Annotated in this window: 16 protein-coding genes and 1 pseudogene; 7 read left to right on the forward strand and 10 right to left on the reverse strand. The window is 71.2% G+C overall.

Annotated elements, in window-relative coordinates:
* Positions 1–42 precede the first annotated feature (42 nt).
* On the forward strand, positions 43–531 hold the full coding sequence (locus ACFVQ0_RS23505; protein ID WP_390091016.1) for a rhodanese-like domain-containing protein: 489 nt from the start codon (positions 43–45) through the stop codon (positions 529–531).
* Positions 532–576: 45 nt separating this feature from the next.
* Here the strand turns inward: ACFVQ0_RS23505 and ACFVQ0_RS23510 are convergent, their stop codons facing one another.
* A complete protein-coding gene (locus ACFVQ0_RS23510; protein ID WP_390091018.1) occupies positions 577–2262 on the reverse strand; it encodes a DUF885 domain-containing protein in 1686 nt (561 codons plus the stop codon).
* Between the two features lie 38 nt (positions 2263–2300).
* Entirely contained in the window at positions 2301–2819 is a 519-nt protein-coding gene (locus ACFVQ0_RS23515) for an Lrp/AsnC family transcriptional regulator (RefSeq protein WP_390091019.1), read from the reverse strand.
* Positions 2820–2878: 59 nt separating this feature from the next.
* Here ACFVQ0_RS23515 and ACFVQ0_RS23520 point away from each other — a divergent pair, with 59 nt between their 5' ends.
* Complete coding sequence (locus ACFVQ0_RS23520) at positions 2879–4129, forward strand: trans-sulfuration enzyme family protein (RefSeq protein WP_390091020.1); 1251 nt, start codon at positions 2879–2881, stop codon at positions 4127–4129.
* Here ACFVQ0_RS23520 and ACFVQ0_RS23525 read toward each other — a convergent pair.
* Together ACFVQ0_RS23525 and ACFVQ0_RS23530 are read right to left on the reverse strand one after the other, a co-directional pair.
* A complete protein-coding gene (locus ACFVQ0_RS23525; RefSeq protein WP_390091022.1) occupies positions 4059–5501 on the reverse strand; it encodes a GNAT family N-acetyltransferase in 1443 nt (480 codons plus the stop codon). The two genes, ACFVQ0_RS23520 and ACFVQ0_RS23525, sit on opposite strands and share 71 nt — an antisense overlap.
* Before the next feature lie 68 nt (positions 5502–5569).
* Positions 5570–7123 carry a PLP-dependent aminotransferase family protein gene (locus ACFVQ0_RS23530; RefSeq protein WP_390091024.1) on the reverse strand — a complete coding sequence of 518 codons (1554 nt, stop codon included), beginning with the start codon at positions 7121–7123 and terminating at the stop codon, positions 5570–5572.
* A gap of 47 nt (positions 7124–7170) precedes the next feature.
* Here ACFVQ0_RS23530 and ACFVQ0_RS23535 point away from each other — a divergent pair.
* Positions 7171–8019, forward strand: a pseudogene (locus ACFVQ0_RS23535) (DMT family transporter); the annotation flags it as partial.
* 57 nt (positions 8020–8076) lie between these two features.
* On the opposite strand, the gene ACFVQ0_RS23540 reads toward ACFVQ0_RS23535, so the two are convergent.
* Entirely contained in the window at positions 8077–8907 is an 831-nt protein-coding gene (locus ACFVQ0_RS23540) for an alpha/beta fold hydrolase (RefSeq protein ID WP_390091026.1), read from the reverse strand.
* Between the two features lie 153 nt (positions 8908–9060).
* Between ACFVQ0_RS23540 and ACFVQ0_RS23545 the strand changes: the two genes are divergently transcribed.
* Entirely contained in the window at positions 9061–9945 is an 885-nt protein-coding gene (locus ACFVQ0_RS23545; protein ID WP_390091028.1) for an RNA polymerase sigma-70 factor, read from the forward strand.
* 363 nt (positions 9946–10308) lie between these two features.
* On the forward strand, positions 10309–11076 hold the full coding sequence (locus ACFVQ0_RS23550) for a GntR family transcriptional regulator (protein WP_390091030.1): 768 nt from the start codon (positions 10309–10311) through the stop codon (positions 11074–11076).
* 144 nt (positions 11077–11220) lie between these two features.
* On the opposite strand, the gene ACFVQ0_RS23555 is transcribed toward ACFVQ0_RS23550, so the two are convergent.
* The 3 genes from ACFVQ0_RS23555 to ACFVQ0_RS23565 all read right to left on the reverse strand — a co-directional run bounded on the left by ACFVQ0_RS23555 (position 11221) and on the right by ACFVQ0_RS23565 (position 14495).
* On the reverse strand, positions 11221–12378 hold the full coding sequence (locus ACFVQ0_RS23555; RefSeq protein ID WP_073736232.1) for an ROK family transcriptional regulator: 1158 nt from the start codon (positions 12376–12378) through the stop codon (positions 11221–11223).
* 289 nt (positions 12379–12667) lie between these two features.
* Positions 12668–13318 (reverse strand): response regulator, encoded by a 651-nt coding sequence (locus tag ACFVQ0_RS23560; protein ID WP_390091032.1) that lies wholly within the window; start codon positions 13316–13318, stop codon positions 12668–12670.
* Positions 13319–13322: 4 nt separating this feature from the next.
* Positions 13323–14495: a sensor histidine kinase gene (locus ACFVQ0_RS23565; RefSeq protein WP_390091359.1), complete on the reverse strand. Its 1173-nt coding sequence runs from the start codon at positions 14493–14495 to the stop codon at positions 13323–13325.
* Between the two features lie 108 nt (positions 14496–14603).
* On the opposite strand from ACFVQ0_RS23565, the gene ACFVQ0_RS23570 reads away from it, so the two are divergent.
* Positions 14604–15539 (forward strand): ABC transporter ATP-binding protein, encoded by a 936-nt coding sequence (locus ACFVQ0_RS23570; RefSeq protein WP_390091034.1) that lies wholly within the window; start codon positions 14604–14606, stop codon positions 15537–15539.
* Positions 15540–15541: 2 nt separating this feature from the next.
* Entirely contained in the window at positions 15542–16279 is a 738-nt protein-coding gene (locus ACFVQ0_RS23575; RefSeq protein ID WP_390091036.1) for an ABC transporter permease, read from the forward strand.
* 4 nt (positions 16280–16283) lie between these two features.
* Here the strand turns inward: ACFVQ0_RS23575 and mug are convergent, their stop codons facing one another.
* Entirely contained in the window at positions 16284–16847 is a 564-nt protein-coding gene (mug, locus tag ACFVQ0_RS23580; RefSeq protein WP_390091038.1) for a G/U mismatch-specific DNA glycosylase, read from the reverse strand.
* 19 nt (positions 16848–16866) lie between these two features.
* Complete coding sequence (gene purB, locus ACFVQ0_RS23585; RefSeq protein WP_390091039.1) at positions 16867–18309, reverse strand: adenylosuccinate lyase; 1443 nt, start codon at positions 18307–18309, stop codon at positions 16867–16869.
* Positions 18310–18504 lie beyond the last annotated feature (195 nt).

The following is an 18504-nucleotide window of genomic DNA, read 5'->3' on the forward strand; positions in this document are numbered from 1 at the left end:
CTCTTCTTCCGGCGGGGCGCCGCCGGTCATAGATTTTCGACCATGACTCCACCGCCCGCCATCACCGCGGACAACCCGGTACTCCGGGTGCCGCCCGCCGCTCCGGCCGAGGCAGCCGCCTACTTCGGCGCCTCGCTCGCCTTCCACGCCGACGTCTCCGACGTCGCCGCCGCACTGGCGGCCGACGGGGACCCCGGCTTCGTACTCCTCGACTCCCGCTCCACCGAATCCTGGGACCAGGGGCACATTCCCGGCGCGGTCCACCTGCCGACACCGCTCATCGCCGGGCGGGCGCCGGGACTGCTCGATCCGGCCGTGCCCGTCGTCACCTACTGCTGGGGTCCCGGCTGCGACGGCGCGGCCCGTGCCGCGCTCGCCCTCGCCCAACTCGGCTACCGGGTCAAGGAGATGCTCGGCGGCTTCGAGTACTGGGTGCGCGAGGGCTTCGCCTTCGAGACCCGGCAGGGGCACGGACGGCGCGCCGCCGACCCGCTCACCGCACCGGCCGGCTCCGGGGACTGCGGCTGCTGACGGCGGCGGGCCGGGCCCGGTTCCGGGCCCGGCCCGCCGGACCGGTCAGAGCTTGGAGAGCTCGTCGACCAGGTCGTCCAGACCCAGCGGCCCCTGCGAAAGAGCGGCCATGTGCCAGGACTTGAGGTCGAAGGCGTCCCCGTGCGCCGCGCGGGCGTTCTCCCGGCCGAGCAGCCAGGCGCGTTCACCCAGCTTGTAGCCGATGGCCTGCCCAGGCATCGAGAGGTAGCGGGTCAGCTCGCTCTCCACGAAATCGGCGGGCCGGCCGCTGTGGTTGCCGAAGAACTCCTGGGCCAGCTCCGGCGTCCACCGCTCACCGGGATGGAACGGGGAGTCCGCCGGGATCTCCAGCTCCACGTGCATGCCGATGTCCACGATCACCCGGCAGGCGCGCATCATCTGCGCGTCCAGATACCCCAGGCGGCGCTCCGCGTCGGGCAGGAAGCCCAGCTCGTCCATCAGCCGCTCCGCGTACAGCGCCCAGCCCTCGGCGTTGGCGCTGACGATGCCGATGGACGCCTGGTAGCGCGAGAGGCTCTCCGCGACGTGCGCCCACTGGGCGAGCTGGAGGTGATGACCGGGAACGCCCTCGTGGTACCAGGTGGAGACCAGGTCGTACACCGGGAACCGGGTCTCGCCCATGGTCGGCAGCCAGGTGCGGCCGGGGCGGGAGAAGTCCTCGGACGGGCCCGTGTAGTACGGCGCGGCGGCGCCGCCGGGCGGAGCGATCCGGGACTCCACCTTGCGGACCCGCTCGGCCAGTTCGAAGTGCGTGCCGTCCAGGGCCTCGATCGCCTCGTCCATCAGCCCCTGCAGCCAGGCCTGGACCTCGTCGACGCCCTCGATGTGCTTGCCGTGCACGTCGAGATGGGCCAGCGCCTCCCAGGGACCCGCGCCGGGCAGCACCTTCTCGGCCTCGGTCCGCATCTCCGCGAGCAGCCGGTGGTATTCGGCCCAGCCGTACGCGTACGCCTCGTCGAGATCGAGGTCGGTGCCGTTGAAGTAGCGCGACCAGCGGGCGTACCGCTCGCGGCCCACCACCTCTGGCGCGCCCTCGACGGCGGGGGCGTACACCTCGCGCATCCACTGCCGCAGCTCCTCCAGGGCCTGCGTGGCCTGCCGGGCTCCGTCGTCGAGGTCGTCGCGCAGCGCGGCCGGACCGGCGGCGGCGAAGTCCTGGAAGAACCCCGTGGAGCCGTCCCCGATCCACTCGTCGAGCTGGCCGATGAAGGTGGTCGTGGCGCGCGGACCGCCGTACAGCTTGCGCTCCAGACCGAGCGCGAGGGACTCGCGGTAACCGGCCAGCGCGGCCGGAACGGCGCGGAGCCGGTCGACGACCGCCGCCCAGTCCTCGTCCGACTCGGTGGGCGTCACCGTGAACACCTCACGGACCGAGTGCGCGGGGGAGTGCAGGTTGGAGACGGCGCGCAGCGCCTCATCGGCCTCGTGGACGGCGAGTTCGGCGGTCAGCCGCTCGCGGAGGAGGCGGCCGCAACGCCGTTCGGCGTCGTCGGCCGCGCCGGGCAGCTGTTCGGCGCGGTCGAGCCGGGCGAGTGTGGCGCGGGCCAGCGCGGCCAGTTCCTCCTGGCCGGCGGGGGAGAAGTCGGGAAGGCGGCGCGAGCTTTCCGCGACACCCAGAAAGGTGCCGGAGATCGGGTCGAGCCGGATGAACGCGTCGACGTAGGCGTCGGCGACCTGGCGGGGCAGTGCGCTGCTGGGAGTGTCTGACATGTGGACATCCTCATACGGAGAGGGGCTCCGCGTCACCATCAACCGGGCTCGGAGACCTGACACGCGGGCGGCCGGGCGGTGGTCGCGGCGGGCGGCAGCAGCGGTCCGCACTCCCACTGCTGGAAGATCAACCGGGTCTCCACCCGGGCCACTTCGCGGCGCGAGGTGAACTCGTCCAGCACCAGCCGTTGCAGGTCAGCGGTATCGGTGACGGCCACATGCACCAGATAGTCGTCCGGTCCGGTCAGATGGAACAGTGCCCGGGACTCCGGCAATGTCCTGATCCGGTCGACGAACGGGCCGATGAGCTCCCTGCGGTGCGGCCGCACCTGGACGGACAGCAGCGCCTCCAGACCGCGTCCCATCCTGGCCGGGTCCAGTCGCAGCTGATGGCCGAGAATGACGCCCGTGCGGCGCATCCGGGCGACCCGGTCCAGGCACGTCGAGGGGGCGACCCCGACCTCGGCCGCGAGATCCCGGTAGGTGGTCCGTGCATCGTTCTGCAACAGGCGCAGAATGTGCAGATCCACCGTGTCCAGGGCGATGGAATCGGTCATCTGCCGAACGTAGCACGGCCCTTGGTACGGATATCCCGGCAGCTGTTCAGAGTAGTGACATGGACACCGAAGCCTCGATGGCGCCCTCGACGACAACCCGGTCCAGGGCGCTGGCCACCGAAGCCGTACACGCCGGACGCGACGATCTCGCGGCTCTCGGCCTGCACGCCCCGCCGATCGACCTGTCCACCACCTACCCCTCGTACGACTCCAGGGCGGAGGCGGAGCGGATCGACTCCTTCGCCGCCACCGGCGCCCGGCTCGACGGGCCGCCGGTCTACGCCCGGCTCGACAACCCGACCACCGCCCGGTTCGAGACGGCCCTGGCCCGGCTCGAAGGGACCGCGAGCGCCGTGGCGTTCGCCAGCGGGATGGCCGCGCTCACCGCCGTCCTGCTGGCCCGCGCGAGCATCGGACTGCGCCACGTGGTGGCCGTCCGCCCGCTGTACGGCTGCAGCGACCATCTGCTCGGCGCCGGGCTGCTCGGCACCGAGGTGACCTGGACCGATCCGGCGGGCATCGCCGACGCGATCCGCCCAGACACGGGCCTGGTGATGGTGGAGACACCGGCCAACCCGACGCTCGGGGAAGTGGATGTCCGGGCGGTCGCGCACTCCTGCGGCTCCGTGCCGCTGCTCGTCGACAACACCTTCGCGACCCCGGTTCTCCAGCGTCCCGTCGAGCACGGGGCGCGGATCGTGCTGCACAGTGCGACGAAGTACCTGGGGGGCCACGGGGACGTGATGGGCGGAGTCGTCGCCTGTGACGAGGAGTTCGCCGCCCGGCTGCGCCAGGTGCGGTTCGCCACCGGCGGGGTGCTGCATCCGATGGCCGGATACCTGCTGCTGCGCGGTCTCTCCACGCTTCCGGTCCGGGTGCGCGCCGCGTCCGCCAGCGCCGCCGAACTCTCCCGCAGGCTGGCCGCCGACCCGCGGATCGCCCGCGTCCACTACCCGGAACTGGGCGGCGCGATGGTGTCCTTCGAGGTCTTCGGGGACCCGCACCGGGTCATCGCCGCGGTACGGCTCATCACGCCCGCCGTCAGTCTCGGCAGCGTGGACAGTCTGATCCAGCACCCCGCCTCGATCAGCCACCGCATTGTGGATGAAGGAGACCGGCGGGCGGCGGGGGTGGGCGACCGGCTGCTGCGCATGTCGGTCGGCCTGGAGGACGTCGAGGACCTCTGGGCCGATCTCTGCCAGGCGCTCAGCGGCGAGGAGCCCGTGGTACGTCAGGGATTCAGTGATGTGCCCGCAGGTGCGGGGGCAGCGGCAGGGACCGTTCCGGAGCCGAGCTCAGCCGGGCGGTGATCACCAGCGTGCCTTCCTCGATCTGGTAGTCGAGCGGCAGCGAGAGCGCGCGCATGGCGGCGACCATGCCGGTGTTGGACGCCTGGGTGACGGCGTAGACGCTCTCGCAGCCGGCCTCGACGGCGAGCGCGACCAGCCGGGCGAGCAGCTCGGAGCCGATGCCCCGGCGCTGCCAGTCGTCCTCGACGAGGAGGGCCACCTCGGTCTCGTCGCCGTCCCAGAGCAGATGGCCGAGGGCGACCAGCCGCCCGGAGGCCGTCTGCACGGCGAGGGTGCGGCCGAAGCGGGGGCTCAGCAGGTGGTCGAGGTAGCGGTCGGCGTCGCGGACCGGGCCGTGGTAGCGCAGCCGCAGCGTCTGCTCGGTGCAGCGGTCGTGCATGGCGCGGGCCGCTTCGAGGTCGGCGTGGTCCGCCCGGCGCACGGTGATCTCGTTGCCCTCGGGGAGGGTGAGCACGTGCTCGCTGCGCGGGACCCGGGGGCCGAGCCGGGCATCCAGCTCGACCAGGGCGCGGGCCCTGGCGAACTCGGTGGGCGTGAACGGAAGATAGGGGCGCTCCACCGTGATGACGCCGCCCGACGGATCACGCAGCCGCATCACCGTCTCCTCCAGCACCCCTTCGACGGGCGCGGTCTCCCCGGTGGCGCGTCCGGTGACCGAGACGGCGGGCAGCGAGTGGATGGTGCACCGGCCCAGCAGCTGTCGCAGGGCGAGCGGGAGTTCCGCGGCGTCCAGCGCGGTACGGGTGGCGAGGCCGAGCACCCGGGTCGGGGCGTCCACCAGGTCATGGGCGTCGGCGCGCTCGATCCAGGTGGAGCTGCCGCCGGCGTCGGAGATCGCGCGGGTCAGCCGCGAAGCCGGCAGCGCGGCGGGTGCGCGCAGCAGGAACTCGTCGACCGTCCCCCGGGCCAGCGGGTGCGTCTGCAGGGTCAGGATGTCGATACGGTGCTGGGCCAGCACGATGCAGAGGGCGGCCAGGCTGCCGGGCGCGTCCCTGACCGTGGTGCGCATCCGCCACAGCGTCGTCCCGGCGGAATCGGTGCCGGCTGCCGGTGCCGGCGCTGATGCCGGGCCCGGGTTCAGGTGGACGGCCGCCGTGGCCGGCGGCGGGGCGGCGTCGGGGCCGGTCGCCCCGTCGGTATCCGGCGGCGGGGCGTGGCTGTGCCGCCGAGCCCACCAGGTGTGGAACGCGGCGGTCGCGGTCAGCGCCAGGGCCGAGGCGATGAGCAGATACGGCCCGTCCGGCTGGTGCCCGATCAGGTTGGCGATCGCGTCGGCCACGGCGACCGCGGTGAACAGGGCGGCGAGTTCGATGAGATCCCGACGCCAGTGGTGGGGGCGGCGGGCGCTCCTGGCGGATGTCACATCAGTCATGCCTTCACTGTGACGCAGCGGTGTTGCCTGATCACGAACGCCTTGTGACCGATGGGTTAAGTGTGGATCTAGTCGCCTATCGTCGGTTTTTGGCCGGTTGGCCGGGGTGTTCGAGCCACGCCCCGTGCTGCCCCGGGCGGTGGGCGTTCCTCTCGGCGCGAGCCCTGCTGAGCCTCCGCCAGCAGCCGTACCCCGCGCGCGATGTCCACCGGTGCCAGTTGCGCGTAACCCAGCACCAGGCTCACGGAGCGGTCCGCCGGGCGCACGGTTCCGCAGTCGCTCATCAGCCGCAGCGCGATTCCGGCCTCAGCGGCGCGGGCGGCGAAACCGGCCTCTGGACCGTACCGTTCGGGCAGCCGGGCGATGATGTGCAGCCCGGCGGCGATACCGCTCACCTCGGTACCGGGGAAGTGCTCGGCCAGCGCGGCGGTCAGGGTGTCGCGGCGCGCCCGGTAGGCGCGCTGGCAGCGCCGCAGCTGACGGTCATAGCCGCCCCGGGTGACGAAATCGGCGAGAACCGCCTGGTCGACGGCAGGATTTCCGAGATCCATCGTGCGCTTGCGGTCGACGATCTCTTCCGTCATCGACGCCGGTGCCAGCAGCCACCCCAGCCGCAGACCGGGTGCCAGCGATTTGCTCACGGACCCGGTGTACACGACATGTTCCGGATCCAGCCCCTGCAGCGCTCCGACGGGCGCCCGGTCGTAGCGGAAGTCACCGTCGTAGTCGTCCTCCATGATCACCCCGTCCACCTCCCTCACCCAGTCCAGGAGCCGGCTCCGGCGGGCGGCGGAGTACGCGATCCCGGTGGGGAACTGATGGGCCGGTGTGGTCATCACGGCACGCACCCCGGAGCGCGTCAGCGGCTCCATGGCCAGCCCTTCGTCATCCAGCGGCAGCCGGTCCGTGGCAAGGCCCGTAGAGGCGAAGAGCATGGCGTGCTCGGGGCTCCCCGGATCCTCGACACCGACGGTGCGCAAACCGCGTTCACGCAGTACGAACCCGAGCAGCGTCGTCGCCTGCGCCACGCCCGAACAGACCAGCAGGCGCTCCGGATCTGCCACCACCCCGCGACGCCTCGCCAGCAGGGCGGCCAGCGCCACCCGCAGCTCGGGCAGCCCACGTGGATCGGGATAGCCCAGGGCGCTGTGCGCCAGCCTGCCGAGCACCGAACGGTGAGCGGCGGCCCAGGCACTGCGCGGAAAGAGCGAGAGGTCCGGCGTACCGGGCCGGAAGTCGACGAGGGTGCCGGGTCCGCGCGGCGCGAGATCGCGGGCCCGGTCCGCGGCGGCCCGGACCGATCCGCTCACCCAGGTGCCCGCCCCGCGCCCGCTGTGCAGATAGCTCTCGGCGGTCAGCTGCTCGTACGCTTCGGTGACCAGACCCCGTGAGACACCGAGATCGGCCGCGAGCTCACGACTGGACGGAAGCCGGGTGCCCGGCGTCAGGCGGCCCGACCGGACGGCGTCGCGCAACGCCGACTGGAGGGCGCGACCGCGACCGCGCGCAGGGGCGGACGCTGCCGGAAGCAGCAGCTCCCACGCGGCGGAGACCGGTTCCCCGTCCCCGTCGCCCCCGCCGCCGTCGCTGTCCGGTCCTGGATTGGTCCCCGAAGACGTCATGGAAGTGGACCTTAAACCGGACCGCCGCGCTCCATAGCGTTGGCACCATGAATTCGACCTCTCTGCGCGGCGCACTGCTCGCCGCCTTCGCCTGCATCCTCGTGGGTGCCTCCTTCACCGCCAACAGTGTCCTCGGCGACTACCCGTACGCGGGCGGCCAGGCGCTGCGCTACGGACTGGCTGGGCTGCTGCTCCTGCCTCTGCTGCGACGGGGCGGAGCGCCCCCGCCCACGGCCACGCTGCGCACACTCAGCGGCCGCCAGTGGGCGCGCCTTGCCCTGCTCGCGGCGGTCGGAATGGTCGGCTTCAACCTGGCCGTCCTGACCGCGGAGCGGAGTGCGGAACCTGCTGTTCCGGGCGTCTTCGTCGGGTGCGCGCCGATCGTCGTGGCGGTGCTCGTGCCGCTGCTGGACGGGCGCCGGCCGACGCGGCCCGTGCTCTACGCGGCGGGGCTGGTCGCCGCGGGAGCCTTCACCGTGCAGGGCTGGGGCCGTACCGACCTGGCGGGCATCCTCTGCTCCGTCGGCGCGCTGGCCGGTGAGGTGGGCTTCGCGGTCATCGCCGTACCCGTTCTGCGTCCGCTCGGTCCGCGGCTGCTGTCCGCCACGGTCTGTGTGATCGCCGCGGTGGAATCGGTCGTACTGGGTCTGCTGCTGGACGGCGGAGGCTTCCTGCCGATGCCCACGGGCGGTGAGGCGCTGGCGCTCCTGTGGCAGGCCGCCGTCGTCACGGTCATCGGGTTCGTCTGCTGGTACATGGGCCTGGCGCGCATCGGCGCCGAGCGCGCCACGCTCTTCTGCGGGCTGGTCCCGGTCTCCGCCGCGCTCACCGCCCCCCTGGTCGGCACCGGCTCCTACGGTGTCGCGCAGGCCGCCGGAAGCTGCCTGGTCGGGCTGGGCGTGGCCTTCGGCTCGGGTGTCCTGAACCGGCGTGGGGCCGTGCCCGTGCCGGATTCAGCGGCTGGTGTCGAGAACGACCCGCGCCACGAGAGCGGGGTCGTCGCTCATCGGGACATGGCCGCAGCCGGGCAGCCGGACCAGCCGGGCACCGGGAAGGGTCTGCTTGGCCCGGATCCCCTGGCGGCGCAGGAGCAGCCGGTCGCCGCTGCCCCACGCGATGGTGACCGGCAGCCCCGGCACGTCGTCGGTGAACATGACATCGCGTCCGGCGGCCAGCGTCTGGTGGAAGCCGGTGGCCTCGCGCAGGGCGACCGTCTCCCGTACCGCAGCCTCAGGTGAACGGCGGCCGGGCCGGGCGTAGATGGTGCTCGTCAGCACCGCCCGGCCGGCCGGCGTGCGGGAGAGCCGCTCTATGAGCGGCAGCGGTATGGAACCGGCGGCCAGCCGCATGGCGCGCAACGTGCCGAAGGCGTAGCGCCGCTCGCGCTCGGTCCAGAACCCGGCGGGCGAGAGCGCCGTCACCGAGCGCACGCGCTTCTCGCGCCCCAGCTCCAGCGCCAGCAGCCCGCCGAGCGAGTTGCCCGCGACATGGGGGCGGTCCAGGCCGAGCTCCTCGCAGAAGGAGTCCAGCAGCGACGCCACGGTCGTCAGGTCGTACCGGAGACCGTCGGGCAGTGCGGGCGAGGCGCCGAAGCCCGGCAGGTCGACGGCGATGACGTCCCGTTCCACGGCGAGGACGGGGACCACCGGGTCCCAGGCCTGGCGGTGGTGGCCGATGCCGTGGAGGAGCAGCAGCGGTTCCCCGGCACCCGTCCGCTCGTACGCGACGGACACGGGCCGGGGCCCGGCGGGTGTGCCGACGGTGAACGAGGCCGTGGTTGCCATGGGGACGCTCCCGGATATTCCGGCACGGGGCGGCCGCGCCTGTCGACGACTTAGACAAGTCGTCAACAACAATTACCGTCAGGTAGCTTGGAGTTCAAGAGGTCCTCGCGATTCGAACTGGACAGCGTGCGGCCCGTCGGCTGGGATGGGGCGGTGACAACCGACATCGTGACCGACGTCTTTGAAGAGCACAGACCCGTGCTCACCGGGGTCGCCTACCGCATGCTCGGCCGGATCGCCGACGCGGAGGACGTGGTCCAGGAGGCGTGGCTCCGCTGGTCGACCGTGGTGCGGGAGGACGTGCGCGAGCCGCGCGCCTTCCTGGTCAGGACCGTCACCCGGCTGGCCATCGACCGCCTGCGCCAGCTCCGGTCGCGGCGCGAGGCGTACGTGGGGCCCTGGCTGCCCGAACCCCTCGTCACCGACTTCGGCCCCGCGGTGCCCGATACGGTGGAGCGGGCCGTGCTCGCCGACTCCGTCTCCGTCGCGGTGCTCGTCGTCCTCGAATCGCTGTCCCCGCTGGAGCGCGCCGTCTTCGTGCTGCGTGAGGCCTTCGGCTTTCCGTACGGCGAGATCGCCACGACACTCGACCGGACGGAGGCCGCCGTCCGCCAGCTCGCCGGGCGGGCCCGACGCCATGTGGAGGAGCGCAAGCCCCGCTACGACGTCGATCCCGTCCAACGCCGCGACCTGACGGAGCGTTTCCTCGCGGCGGCCGCGGGCGGAGACATCGATGCGCTGCTCGCGCTCCTCGCGCCGGACGTACGCCTCGTCGGTGACAGCGGCGGGAAGTCGAAGGCGCCCCTGCGGATCCTGGAGAGCGCGGACAAGGTCAGCCGCTTCCTCCTCGCCGTCGCACAGGAGCCGATCCCGGACGTGGAGATCCGGAGCCTTGAGCTGAACGGCGGGCCGGCGCTGCTGGTCCTCATCGGCGGCAAGCCTGATTCCGTCATGCAAGTGGATGTACGGGACGGGCTTGTCCGGTGCGTGTATATCGTTCGAAACCCCGACAAACTCACGTCATTCGACGACGTGTGATCGCCGGGATCCGTCGCCTGTCGCAATCGCGTGATTTCTTCGCGTTCCCGCTGATTTCCGTGCATCTTGTTCCGGCTGCTCCTGCGTGAAGTCGCCGCCCGGTCACCGTCGTCGGCCATCAGTGCGCGGAACGTTCTTGAAGCCCCACGGACCTGCCCGGACGTGGGGCTTTGTGCTGCGTACGGCTCACCGGTCCGCGAACGCCCTGTGAACGCTCTGCGACAGCGCCTCGTTTCACAGGGTTACCGGCTAAGGATTGGTCTTGACCAAGGGGGTGCGCCGTCCTATGGTCGCAACGTTAAGACAGGAACCTTTAATAAATAACGTCGCGGAAAAGCCGCTGGGCGATTGCGGAGGACAAGGGTGGGGACCACGCAGCTGGAATCGGTACCGGAGCCGAAGTACTGGCACCTGAAGACCGTGCTCAGTGAGGCACTCGACTCGGACTTTGCGGTGGGGGAGATCCTTCCCAACGAGCGGGAGCTCGCCGCCCGGTTCGGCGTCGCCCGAGCCACGCTCCGGCAGGCGCTGGAGCAGCTCGAACTCGAAGGCAGACTGCAGCGCCGGCGGGGGGTCGGGACCACGGTCGCGCCGCCGCGCGTGGGTGTCGCCGTCTCCACCGCTCAGCACGACTGGAGCGGAGGCGGCGCGGGCGAGGCGTGGCAGCCGGTGGACTGCCGGGCCGCGACCGCCCCTGCCGCGGTGGCCGAGGTGCTCGACGTGGCGGGCGACGAGCTCGTCCACGTCGTGCGGCGGATCCGCGTCTCCCACGGGCAGGCCGTCGCGGCGGAGCTGCTGTACGTGCCGTCGTCCTCCGTTCCCGAGCTCTCCGCGATAGACGCCCCGTCCGGCTCCGCCAGGGCCCGCGGTGTCGTGCGTGAACTGCACCGGCTCGGGCTCGACGGGCAGGACCGTTCGGTGGAGCTCGGCTCCGCCCGCGCGGACGATGCCAAGGAGCTCGACCGGCTTCCGGGGGCCCCGGTCCTCGTCGTCACCACCCGCTACCTCGCCGCGGGCGGCACGGCGGCCGTCTCCATCGCCACCTACCGGGCCGACACGTGCCGGCTCACCTTCGGTGACTCGGGCGACGTGGAGATCAGCCACCACGACCAGGAGCGCCAGGCCTCCTGACGGCCGGGCCTCCCGGTCGGCTGTTCACCGACCGGCCGCCTACTGACCGGCTGTTCACCGACCGGCTTCCTGCTGACCGGCTGTCTCCTGGCCGGCTGCCTCCCGGCGGGTGCGCCGGGACTCGCGCCCTACGGCCCGTCGCGCTCAGCGGCGGGCCGTCACCGTTCCCTCCACCGCGAACAACTGCTCCTCCACGTGGTCGAGCGCCAGCCGCAGCGCCCCTGTCGCCACAGCCGCCTCGCCGAGCAGTGACAGAGCCACCCGTGGGGGCCGCAGGCAGTAGCGGGCCAGCTCACCGCGGAGGGGGTTGAGCACCCCGTCCAGTCCGGCCGCCCACCCTCCGACGACCACCAGCTCAGGATCGAGCGCCAGCACCAGCGCGGCGACATCGTGGACCAGCCGCTGGATGAAGCGCTCGACCGCAGCCTGCGCCTGCTCGTCGCCGTGCCGCGCCTTCGCGAACACCGCGGCCACCGCATGCTCGTCGAGCGGGTCCAGAGGTGTGTCCGTCGTGGACAGCAGCCGCTCCGGTGTGACGTCACGGCCGAGCAGATGCAGCGCACCGATCTCGCCCGCCGCACCGCCGAAGCCGCGGTGCAGCCGTCCGCCGATCAGCGAACCCGCCCCCGGACTCAGCCCCGCCAGCACGAACACGATGTCGTCGGACTCGGTGGCCGCGCCCTTCCAGTGCTCCGCGACCGCTGCGGCGTTCGCATCGTTCTCCACGAGCACAGGGCAGCGGAAGGACCGCCGAAGCCGCTCACCCAGGGCCAGGCCGGTCCAGCCCGGAAGCGCGGTGCCCAGCCTGACCGTGCCGTCGGCCTCCACGATGCCGGGGCTGCCGACCCCGACCGCCCGCAGGCTGCTGCGGGCCACACCCGTCCGCCGCAGGACCTCGGCGACCACGGTCCGCACCTTGTCGAGGCGGTCGTCGGCACAGGCGGTCTCGGACACCGCACGTGAGCCGGCGCCGATGATCCGGCCGTCCAGGCCCGACAGCAGCGCCGAGACCCGGTGCGGGCCGATCTCGATGCCCAGCAGGTGCCCGGCCTCGGCGCGGAACCGGAAACGCCTGGCCGGGCGCCCCTGCCGTCGTGCCTCGGCGCCGTCGGGCGCCGACTCCACGACCAGGCCGGCCTCGAAGAGCCCCTCGACGACGCCCTCGACCGTCGGCCGCGAAAGCCCGGTGATCCGCGTCAGGTCCGTGAGGGTCGGGGAACCGGCGCCCCTGAGGGCGTGCAGTACCACCGCGGAATTGATCCGACGCAGCAACGACGGGTCCCCACCGGTCAGCCGGCCCACGGTGTGTCCTCCCAGCTCGTGCGCATGTCAGGCGGATGGTACTCGTTGCACAGGGACGGGGCGACCGCGGGACGCGACGCCGCCCGCGAAGGACCGCGACCATCCGGCCCCACGCCCGATTCCGGTCCGGGCCCGTCCCGCAGCCGGCCCGCGTTCAGCCCGGCTTCGGCCTGGCTCTGCCCTGGCTTCGGTCTGTGTTGTAGCCCTCCTCCGGTCCGGCTTCGGCCTGGCTTCGGTGCTGTGCTGTGGTTCTGCCCCGGTCCGGCTCTGTTCCTGGTGCGGTCCCGGCTCAGCTGGGTGCGACGAAGCCGGACTCATATGCGGCGATGACGGCCTGCGTGCGGTCGCGGGCGCCCAACTTCGCGAGTACGGCGCTGACATGGGTCTTTACTGTCTGTACCCCCACCACGAGCCTGTCCGCGATCTCCGCGTTGGACAGCCCCCGCGCCATCAGCCGCAGCACAGCGGCCTCGCGCTCGGTGAGCGAAGCCCGGTCCATGGCCTCGCGCGCCCTGTTCGTCCCGTACTCGGCGGCCAGCTGCCGGACCGCCGCCGGGAACAACAGGGACTCGCCCTCCGCCACCAGCCGCACCGCGTTCACTATCTCGGCGGGCCGGGCCCGCTTCAGGAGGAAACCGTCCGCCCCCGCACGCAGCGCCTCATAGACGTACTCGTCATTCTCGAATGTCGTCACCACAAGGATCTTCGGCGGATCCGGCACCGTGCGCAGCACCACTCTGGTCGCCTCGATCCCGTCCATCAGCGGCATCCGGACATCCATCGCGACGACATCGGGCCGCAGCTGACGGACCAAGGGGATCACCGCGGCCCCGTCTCCCGCCTCACCGACGACCTCGATATCGGGCTGGGCTTCCAAGACCGCGCGCAGACCCGCGCGGACCAGGGGTTCGTCATCGACGAGAAGAACGGTAACCGGCATCAGGTCAGCGTATGTGCTCCAGTGGAAGGCTCGCGTGCACCATCCATTTCCCTTCGTACAGGCCTGTCTTGGCGATTCCGCCCAGCAGGGCCGCTCTCTCCCGGATCCCCCGCAGCCCCGTTCCACCCCCGGGTGTACCGGTCGGACCCGTGAACGGGTTGGTCACCTCCAACTCCAGACGACCCTCCGCCACGCTGATCCGGACCCGGACGGGGGAGGCCCGCGAGTGCCGCAGGGCATTGGTGAGGGACTCCTGAAGGATGCGGTACCCCTCACGCGACACCGACCCCGGTACCTGCTCCAGGGGACCGGACACCTCGGCATCGACTCTGGCCCCGGCTCCCCGCGCGGAGTCCAGCAATCGGTCCGCCTCGATCAGGGACGGCCGTTGCCCCGGCGGCGTACCGGACTCGCGCAGTACCCGCAGTACCCGCTCCAGGTCTTCGAGCGCGCAGCGGCCGGTCTCCTCGATCGCCACCAGCGCCCGTTCGGTGAACTCCGGGTCGCGCGCCGCTCTGGCGGCCCCTGCCTGCACCACGGCCACCGTCAGGGCGTGCCCGATCGAGTCGTGCAGTTCGCGCGCGATCCGGTTGCGTTCCAGGAGCTGTTCGGTGCGCTCCTCCAGCACGGTCAGTCGCTGGACGGGTGTCGGCCCCAGCAGCCAGCGGGCCGCCGCAGTGATCAGCTCCCCGCAGCCCACGATCACCGGAAACATGATCAGCAGGGGGACGGGCGCGAGGAGCGCGGCCCACCAGTGCGGTCCGAGGCCGGTGGCGAACCATTCGTCGCTCGGTCTCGAACCGAGCGACGAGCGGACGAGATCGACCGTCGTGGCCGGCAGCCACACCGTCGCGAGACCGGCCAGCCCCGCACACAGCAGCCGCACCTCCAGCCAGAGCGCGGTCCGCCAGCGCTCGGACCAGGAAGTGGAGGGTGCGACAGAGATGGTCGCTTCGGGGGTGCCGCGCTCCGCAGGCGTGAGCAGGAGCTGCGCCTGGACCCCCTCCGCGAGCCGCATGCCGGGTATCAGGCCGACCAGCGCCGCGAGGACGACGGGGACCCACGGCGTGTCCATCGAGATGAACATCCACACGCTCACGGCGGCGGACGGCATGAGCAGATGCAGCCAGCGGGTGTAGGTGACCTGCGCGGTCAACGGGCGGAGGAAGCGGAGCATGCTGCTCATCGTGCCAGCGTGCTCGGGCCCGGCGGCTCCCCCGAGAGAGGGAGATGATCCACTCCTGCGGGGGAGGACCGTCGCCGGCGGGGCGGCCAGGCTGAGGACATGACCAGTATCGATGTCCACGAGCTCACGAAGGACTACGGCGGGACCCGCGCCGTGGACCATCTCACCTTCAGCGTGCGGCCCGGCAGGGTCACCGGATTCCTCGGGCCCAACGGTGCAGGCAAGTCCACCACCATGCGCCTGGTCATCGGGCTGGACCGGCCCACAGGCGGCTCCGCCACCGTCGGCGGTCAGGCCTACGCGACCCTCAACGAGCCGTTGCGCCGGGTTGGGGTGCTCCTCGATCCGCAGGCCGCTCATGGTTCGCGGACGGCCCGCGACCACCTGCTGATGCTCGCGACGAGCAACCGCATGGGCCGCGGCCGAGTCGAGGAGTTGCTGGAGGAGGCCGGCCTCGCGCAGGTGGGCGGACGCCGGATCAAGACGTTCTCTCTCGGCATGCGCCAACGGCTCGGCATAGCGGCGGCGCTGCTCGGTGACCCGGACGTGGTCATGCTGGACGAGCCGTCGAACGGGCTGGATCCGGAGGGAATCGTCTGGATCCGGGAGCTGATGAAGCGGCTCGCCCGCGAGGGCCGCACCGTGCTCGTCTCCAGTCACCTGATGAACGAGACGTCGTCGTTCGCCGACCATCTGATCGTGCTCGGGCGCGGCCGGCTCCTCATCGACCTGCCGATGCAGGAGTTCCTCGACTCCCGTAGCCGGCCCAGGGTGCGGATGCGCACGACGGAATCCGCCCGGCTCGGCGAGGTCCTGGCACGCGACGGCTACCGGGCCGCGCAGGGTGAGGACGGCCGGTGGACCGTCGAGGGCGTCAAGGCTCAGGAGATCGGAGCGATGGCAGCCAGGGAGGGCATCGCGGTCCTGGAGCTCGTGGACGAGCAGACCACCTTGGAACAGGCCTACCTGGATCTCACCGCTGGTGCCGCCGAATTCGCTTCCGCCGCCGCGCACACCACACCTCAGGAGACCTGACCATGTCGACAACCACAGTCCTGCACTCCGAGTGGATCAAGATCAGATCGCTGCGATCCGTCGCGGGATCCCTGATTGCCGTATTCCTCGTCACCATGGTCGTCACCGTGCTGACTTTCGCCACTGTCGGTCAGGCCGAGGCGGCCGACGCGGACGCCGAACTCGTATTCGGCGCCTTCTACGCGCTGAACTTCGGCCAGATCGCGGCCATCAGCTTCGGCGCGACGGCGATTTCGTCCGAGTATCTCAACGGCGCGCTGCGCATGTCACTCGCGGCGGTTCCGCGCCGCACCCACTTCTACACGGTCAAGATGTCGCTCATCGGAGGAGCGGCGCTGGCAGTCGGCCTCCTCACCACCTTCAGTTCGTTCCTGGTGGGGCAGCTCTTTATGGGGGAGTACGCCATCGGCCTCGGAGAACCAGGCGCCCTGAGAGCAGCGTTCGGAGGAGCGATATACCTGGCGCTGATGGCACTGTTCGCGGCGGGGCTGACCGTCCTGCTGCGCAGCGCGATTGCCGTGCTCAGTCTGCTCATCCCCTTCATCCTGATCGTCTCGTTCGTCGTCGGGGACGTAGCCGGCGGTGCGGCCGGCTATCTGCCGGACCGGGCCGGACAGTTGGTGCTTCACCAGCACCCGGAAGGCAGCCTGGGCCCCTGGACCGGACTCGCCGTCACCGCCGGCTGGGCCGCGGTCACGCTGTTGGCCGGATGGTGGGCGCTCCGACGCCGCGACGCCTGAGGACTCAGCTCTCGGCGGCGCTGGTGGGAGACCCCGCGGCGACAGCACTGCGGAGCCGTCCGTACTCCGCGGCCATTGTCTGAGCGGTCCAGTGGGCGTTGAGGCCACTGGGGTTGGGCAGAGCCCAGACGCGGGCTCCGCCGATCGTCCGTTCCTGCTGCCCGATCTGGGCCCGCCGTTCACCGAACGCCGTCCGGTAGGCCGTGATGCCGACGACCGCCAGCCACTGCGGTTGTAGCCGTTCCACCTTGGCGGTGAGGATTTCTCCCCCGGCGCGGAATTCCTCGGCGGTGAGTTCGTCGGCACGGGCTGTGGCCCTGGCGACCACGTTGGTGATGCCCAGCCCGTGCTGAAGCAGCTCGGACTGCTCGGCGGGCCTCAACTGCCGCGATGTGAAACCCGACAGATGGAGTACCGGCCAGAAACGATTGCCGGGGAAAGCGAAGTGGTGGCCCGTGACAGCAGTCATCAGGCTCGGATTGATTCCGCAGAACAGCACACGAAGGCCGCCCGCGGCCACATCGGGAACAGTGCGGCCACGGGCGGCCTGGAGCTCTTCGGGTGTCATCGTCCGCTGTCGCGCGACATCAGAGGATGGAGCCAGGCGCGTACCCGGCAGCCTCCGGGTGCTGCTTCGTGATCTCCTCGATCCGCGAGACGAGCGCTGTGACCTGGTCACCGGCTGCGCCCGTGAACGAGAGCTTGTCGGCCATCAGCTCGTCCAGCTGGGCGCGATCCAGCGGGATGCGCTCGTCGGCGGCCAGCTTGTCGAGCAGCTCGTTGCGCTCCGTGCCCTGCTCACGCATGGCCAGGGCGGAAGCGACCGCGTTCTCCTTGATCGCCTCGTGGGCGACCTCACGCCCGACACCCGCGCGGACCGCGCCCATCAGCACCTTGGTGGTGGCGAGGAACGGGAGGTAGCGGTCCAGCTCACGGGCGACCACGGCGGGGAAGGCGCCGAACTCGTCGAGCACCGTCAGGAAGGTCTCCACCAGACCGTCGAACGCGAAGAACGCGTCCGGCAGCGCCACCCGGCGCACCACGGAGCAGGACACATCGCCCTCGTTCCACTGGTCGCCCGCCAGCTCGCCGGTCATCGACGCGTAGCCGCGCAGGATCACCATCAGACCGTTGACGCGCTCGCAGGAGCGGGTGTTCATCTTGTGCGGCATCGCGGACGAGCCGACCTGACCGGGCTTGAAACCCTCGGTCACCAGCTCGTGGCCTGCCATCAGCCGGATCGTCTTGGCGACCGAGGAAGGAGCGGCGGCCAGCTGTACCAGCGCGGTCACCACGTCGTAGTCGAGCGAGCGCGGGTAGACCTGGCCGACGGAGGTGAATGCCTGTGCGAAGCCGAGGTGGCCTGCGATGCGCTGCTCCAGGTCGGCCAGCTTCCCGGCGTCGCCGCCCAGCAGGTCGAGCATGTCCTGGGCGGTGCCGACGGGTCCCTTGATCCCGCGCAGCGGATAGCGGACCAGCAGATCCTCCAGCCGGCCGTAGGCCACCAGCAGCTCGTCAGCCGCTGTCGCGAAGCGCTTGCCGAGCGTCGTGGCCTGGGCGGCGACATTGTGGGAGCGACCGGCGATGACCAGCTCGCGGTACTCGCCGGCCAGCCGGCCGAGCCGGGCCAGCACGGCCACGGTGCGGTCACGCATCAGTTCCAGGGAGAGCCGGATCTGGAGCTGCTCGACATTCTCGGTGAGGTCCCGGGACGTCATGCCCTTGTGGACCTGCTCATGGCCGGCGAGAGCGTTGAACTCCTCGATGCGGGCCTTGACGTCATGCCGGGTGACCTTCTCGCGCTCGGCGATGGAGGCCAGGTCGACCTGGTCGAGGACGCGCTCGTAATCGGCGAGAGCGGCGTCGGGTACCTCGATCCCGAGGTCCTTCTGGGCGCGCAGCACCGCCAGCCACAGCTGACGTTCCAGCTTCACCTTCTGCTCGGGGGACCAAAGGACAGCCAGCTCCGTGGAGGCGTAGCGGCCGGCCAGGACATTGGGGATGCGAGGCTTCGCAGACACAGCAGTCACGTGTCGTGAGCTTACCCGCCTTCTTCAGCGGCTCGTGAGCGTGCACCGGCTCCAGAAGGTCCAGGTCGGAGGCTTCCGGGCACTGTCCCGCGTGCAGCGCATGAGTCATGCGTGAGACGAATCCCCGGGCGCACTGTCCGGAAGCGCGGTGCGGCCATGAGCGATGTCGTTCCGGGTTCCCGATCCGGGCAAGTT

The organism is Streptomyces sp. NPDC057900, from assembly GCF_042887885.1.
In the GTDB taxonomy this organism is placed as follows: Bacteria; Actinomycetota; Actinomycetes; order Streptomycetales; family Streptomycetaceae; genus Streptomyces.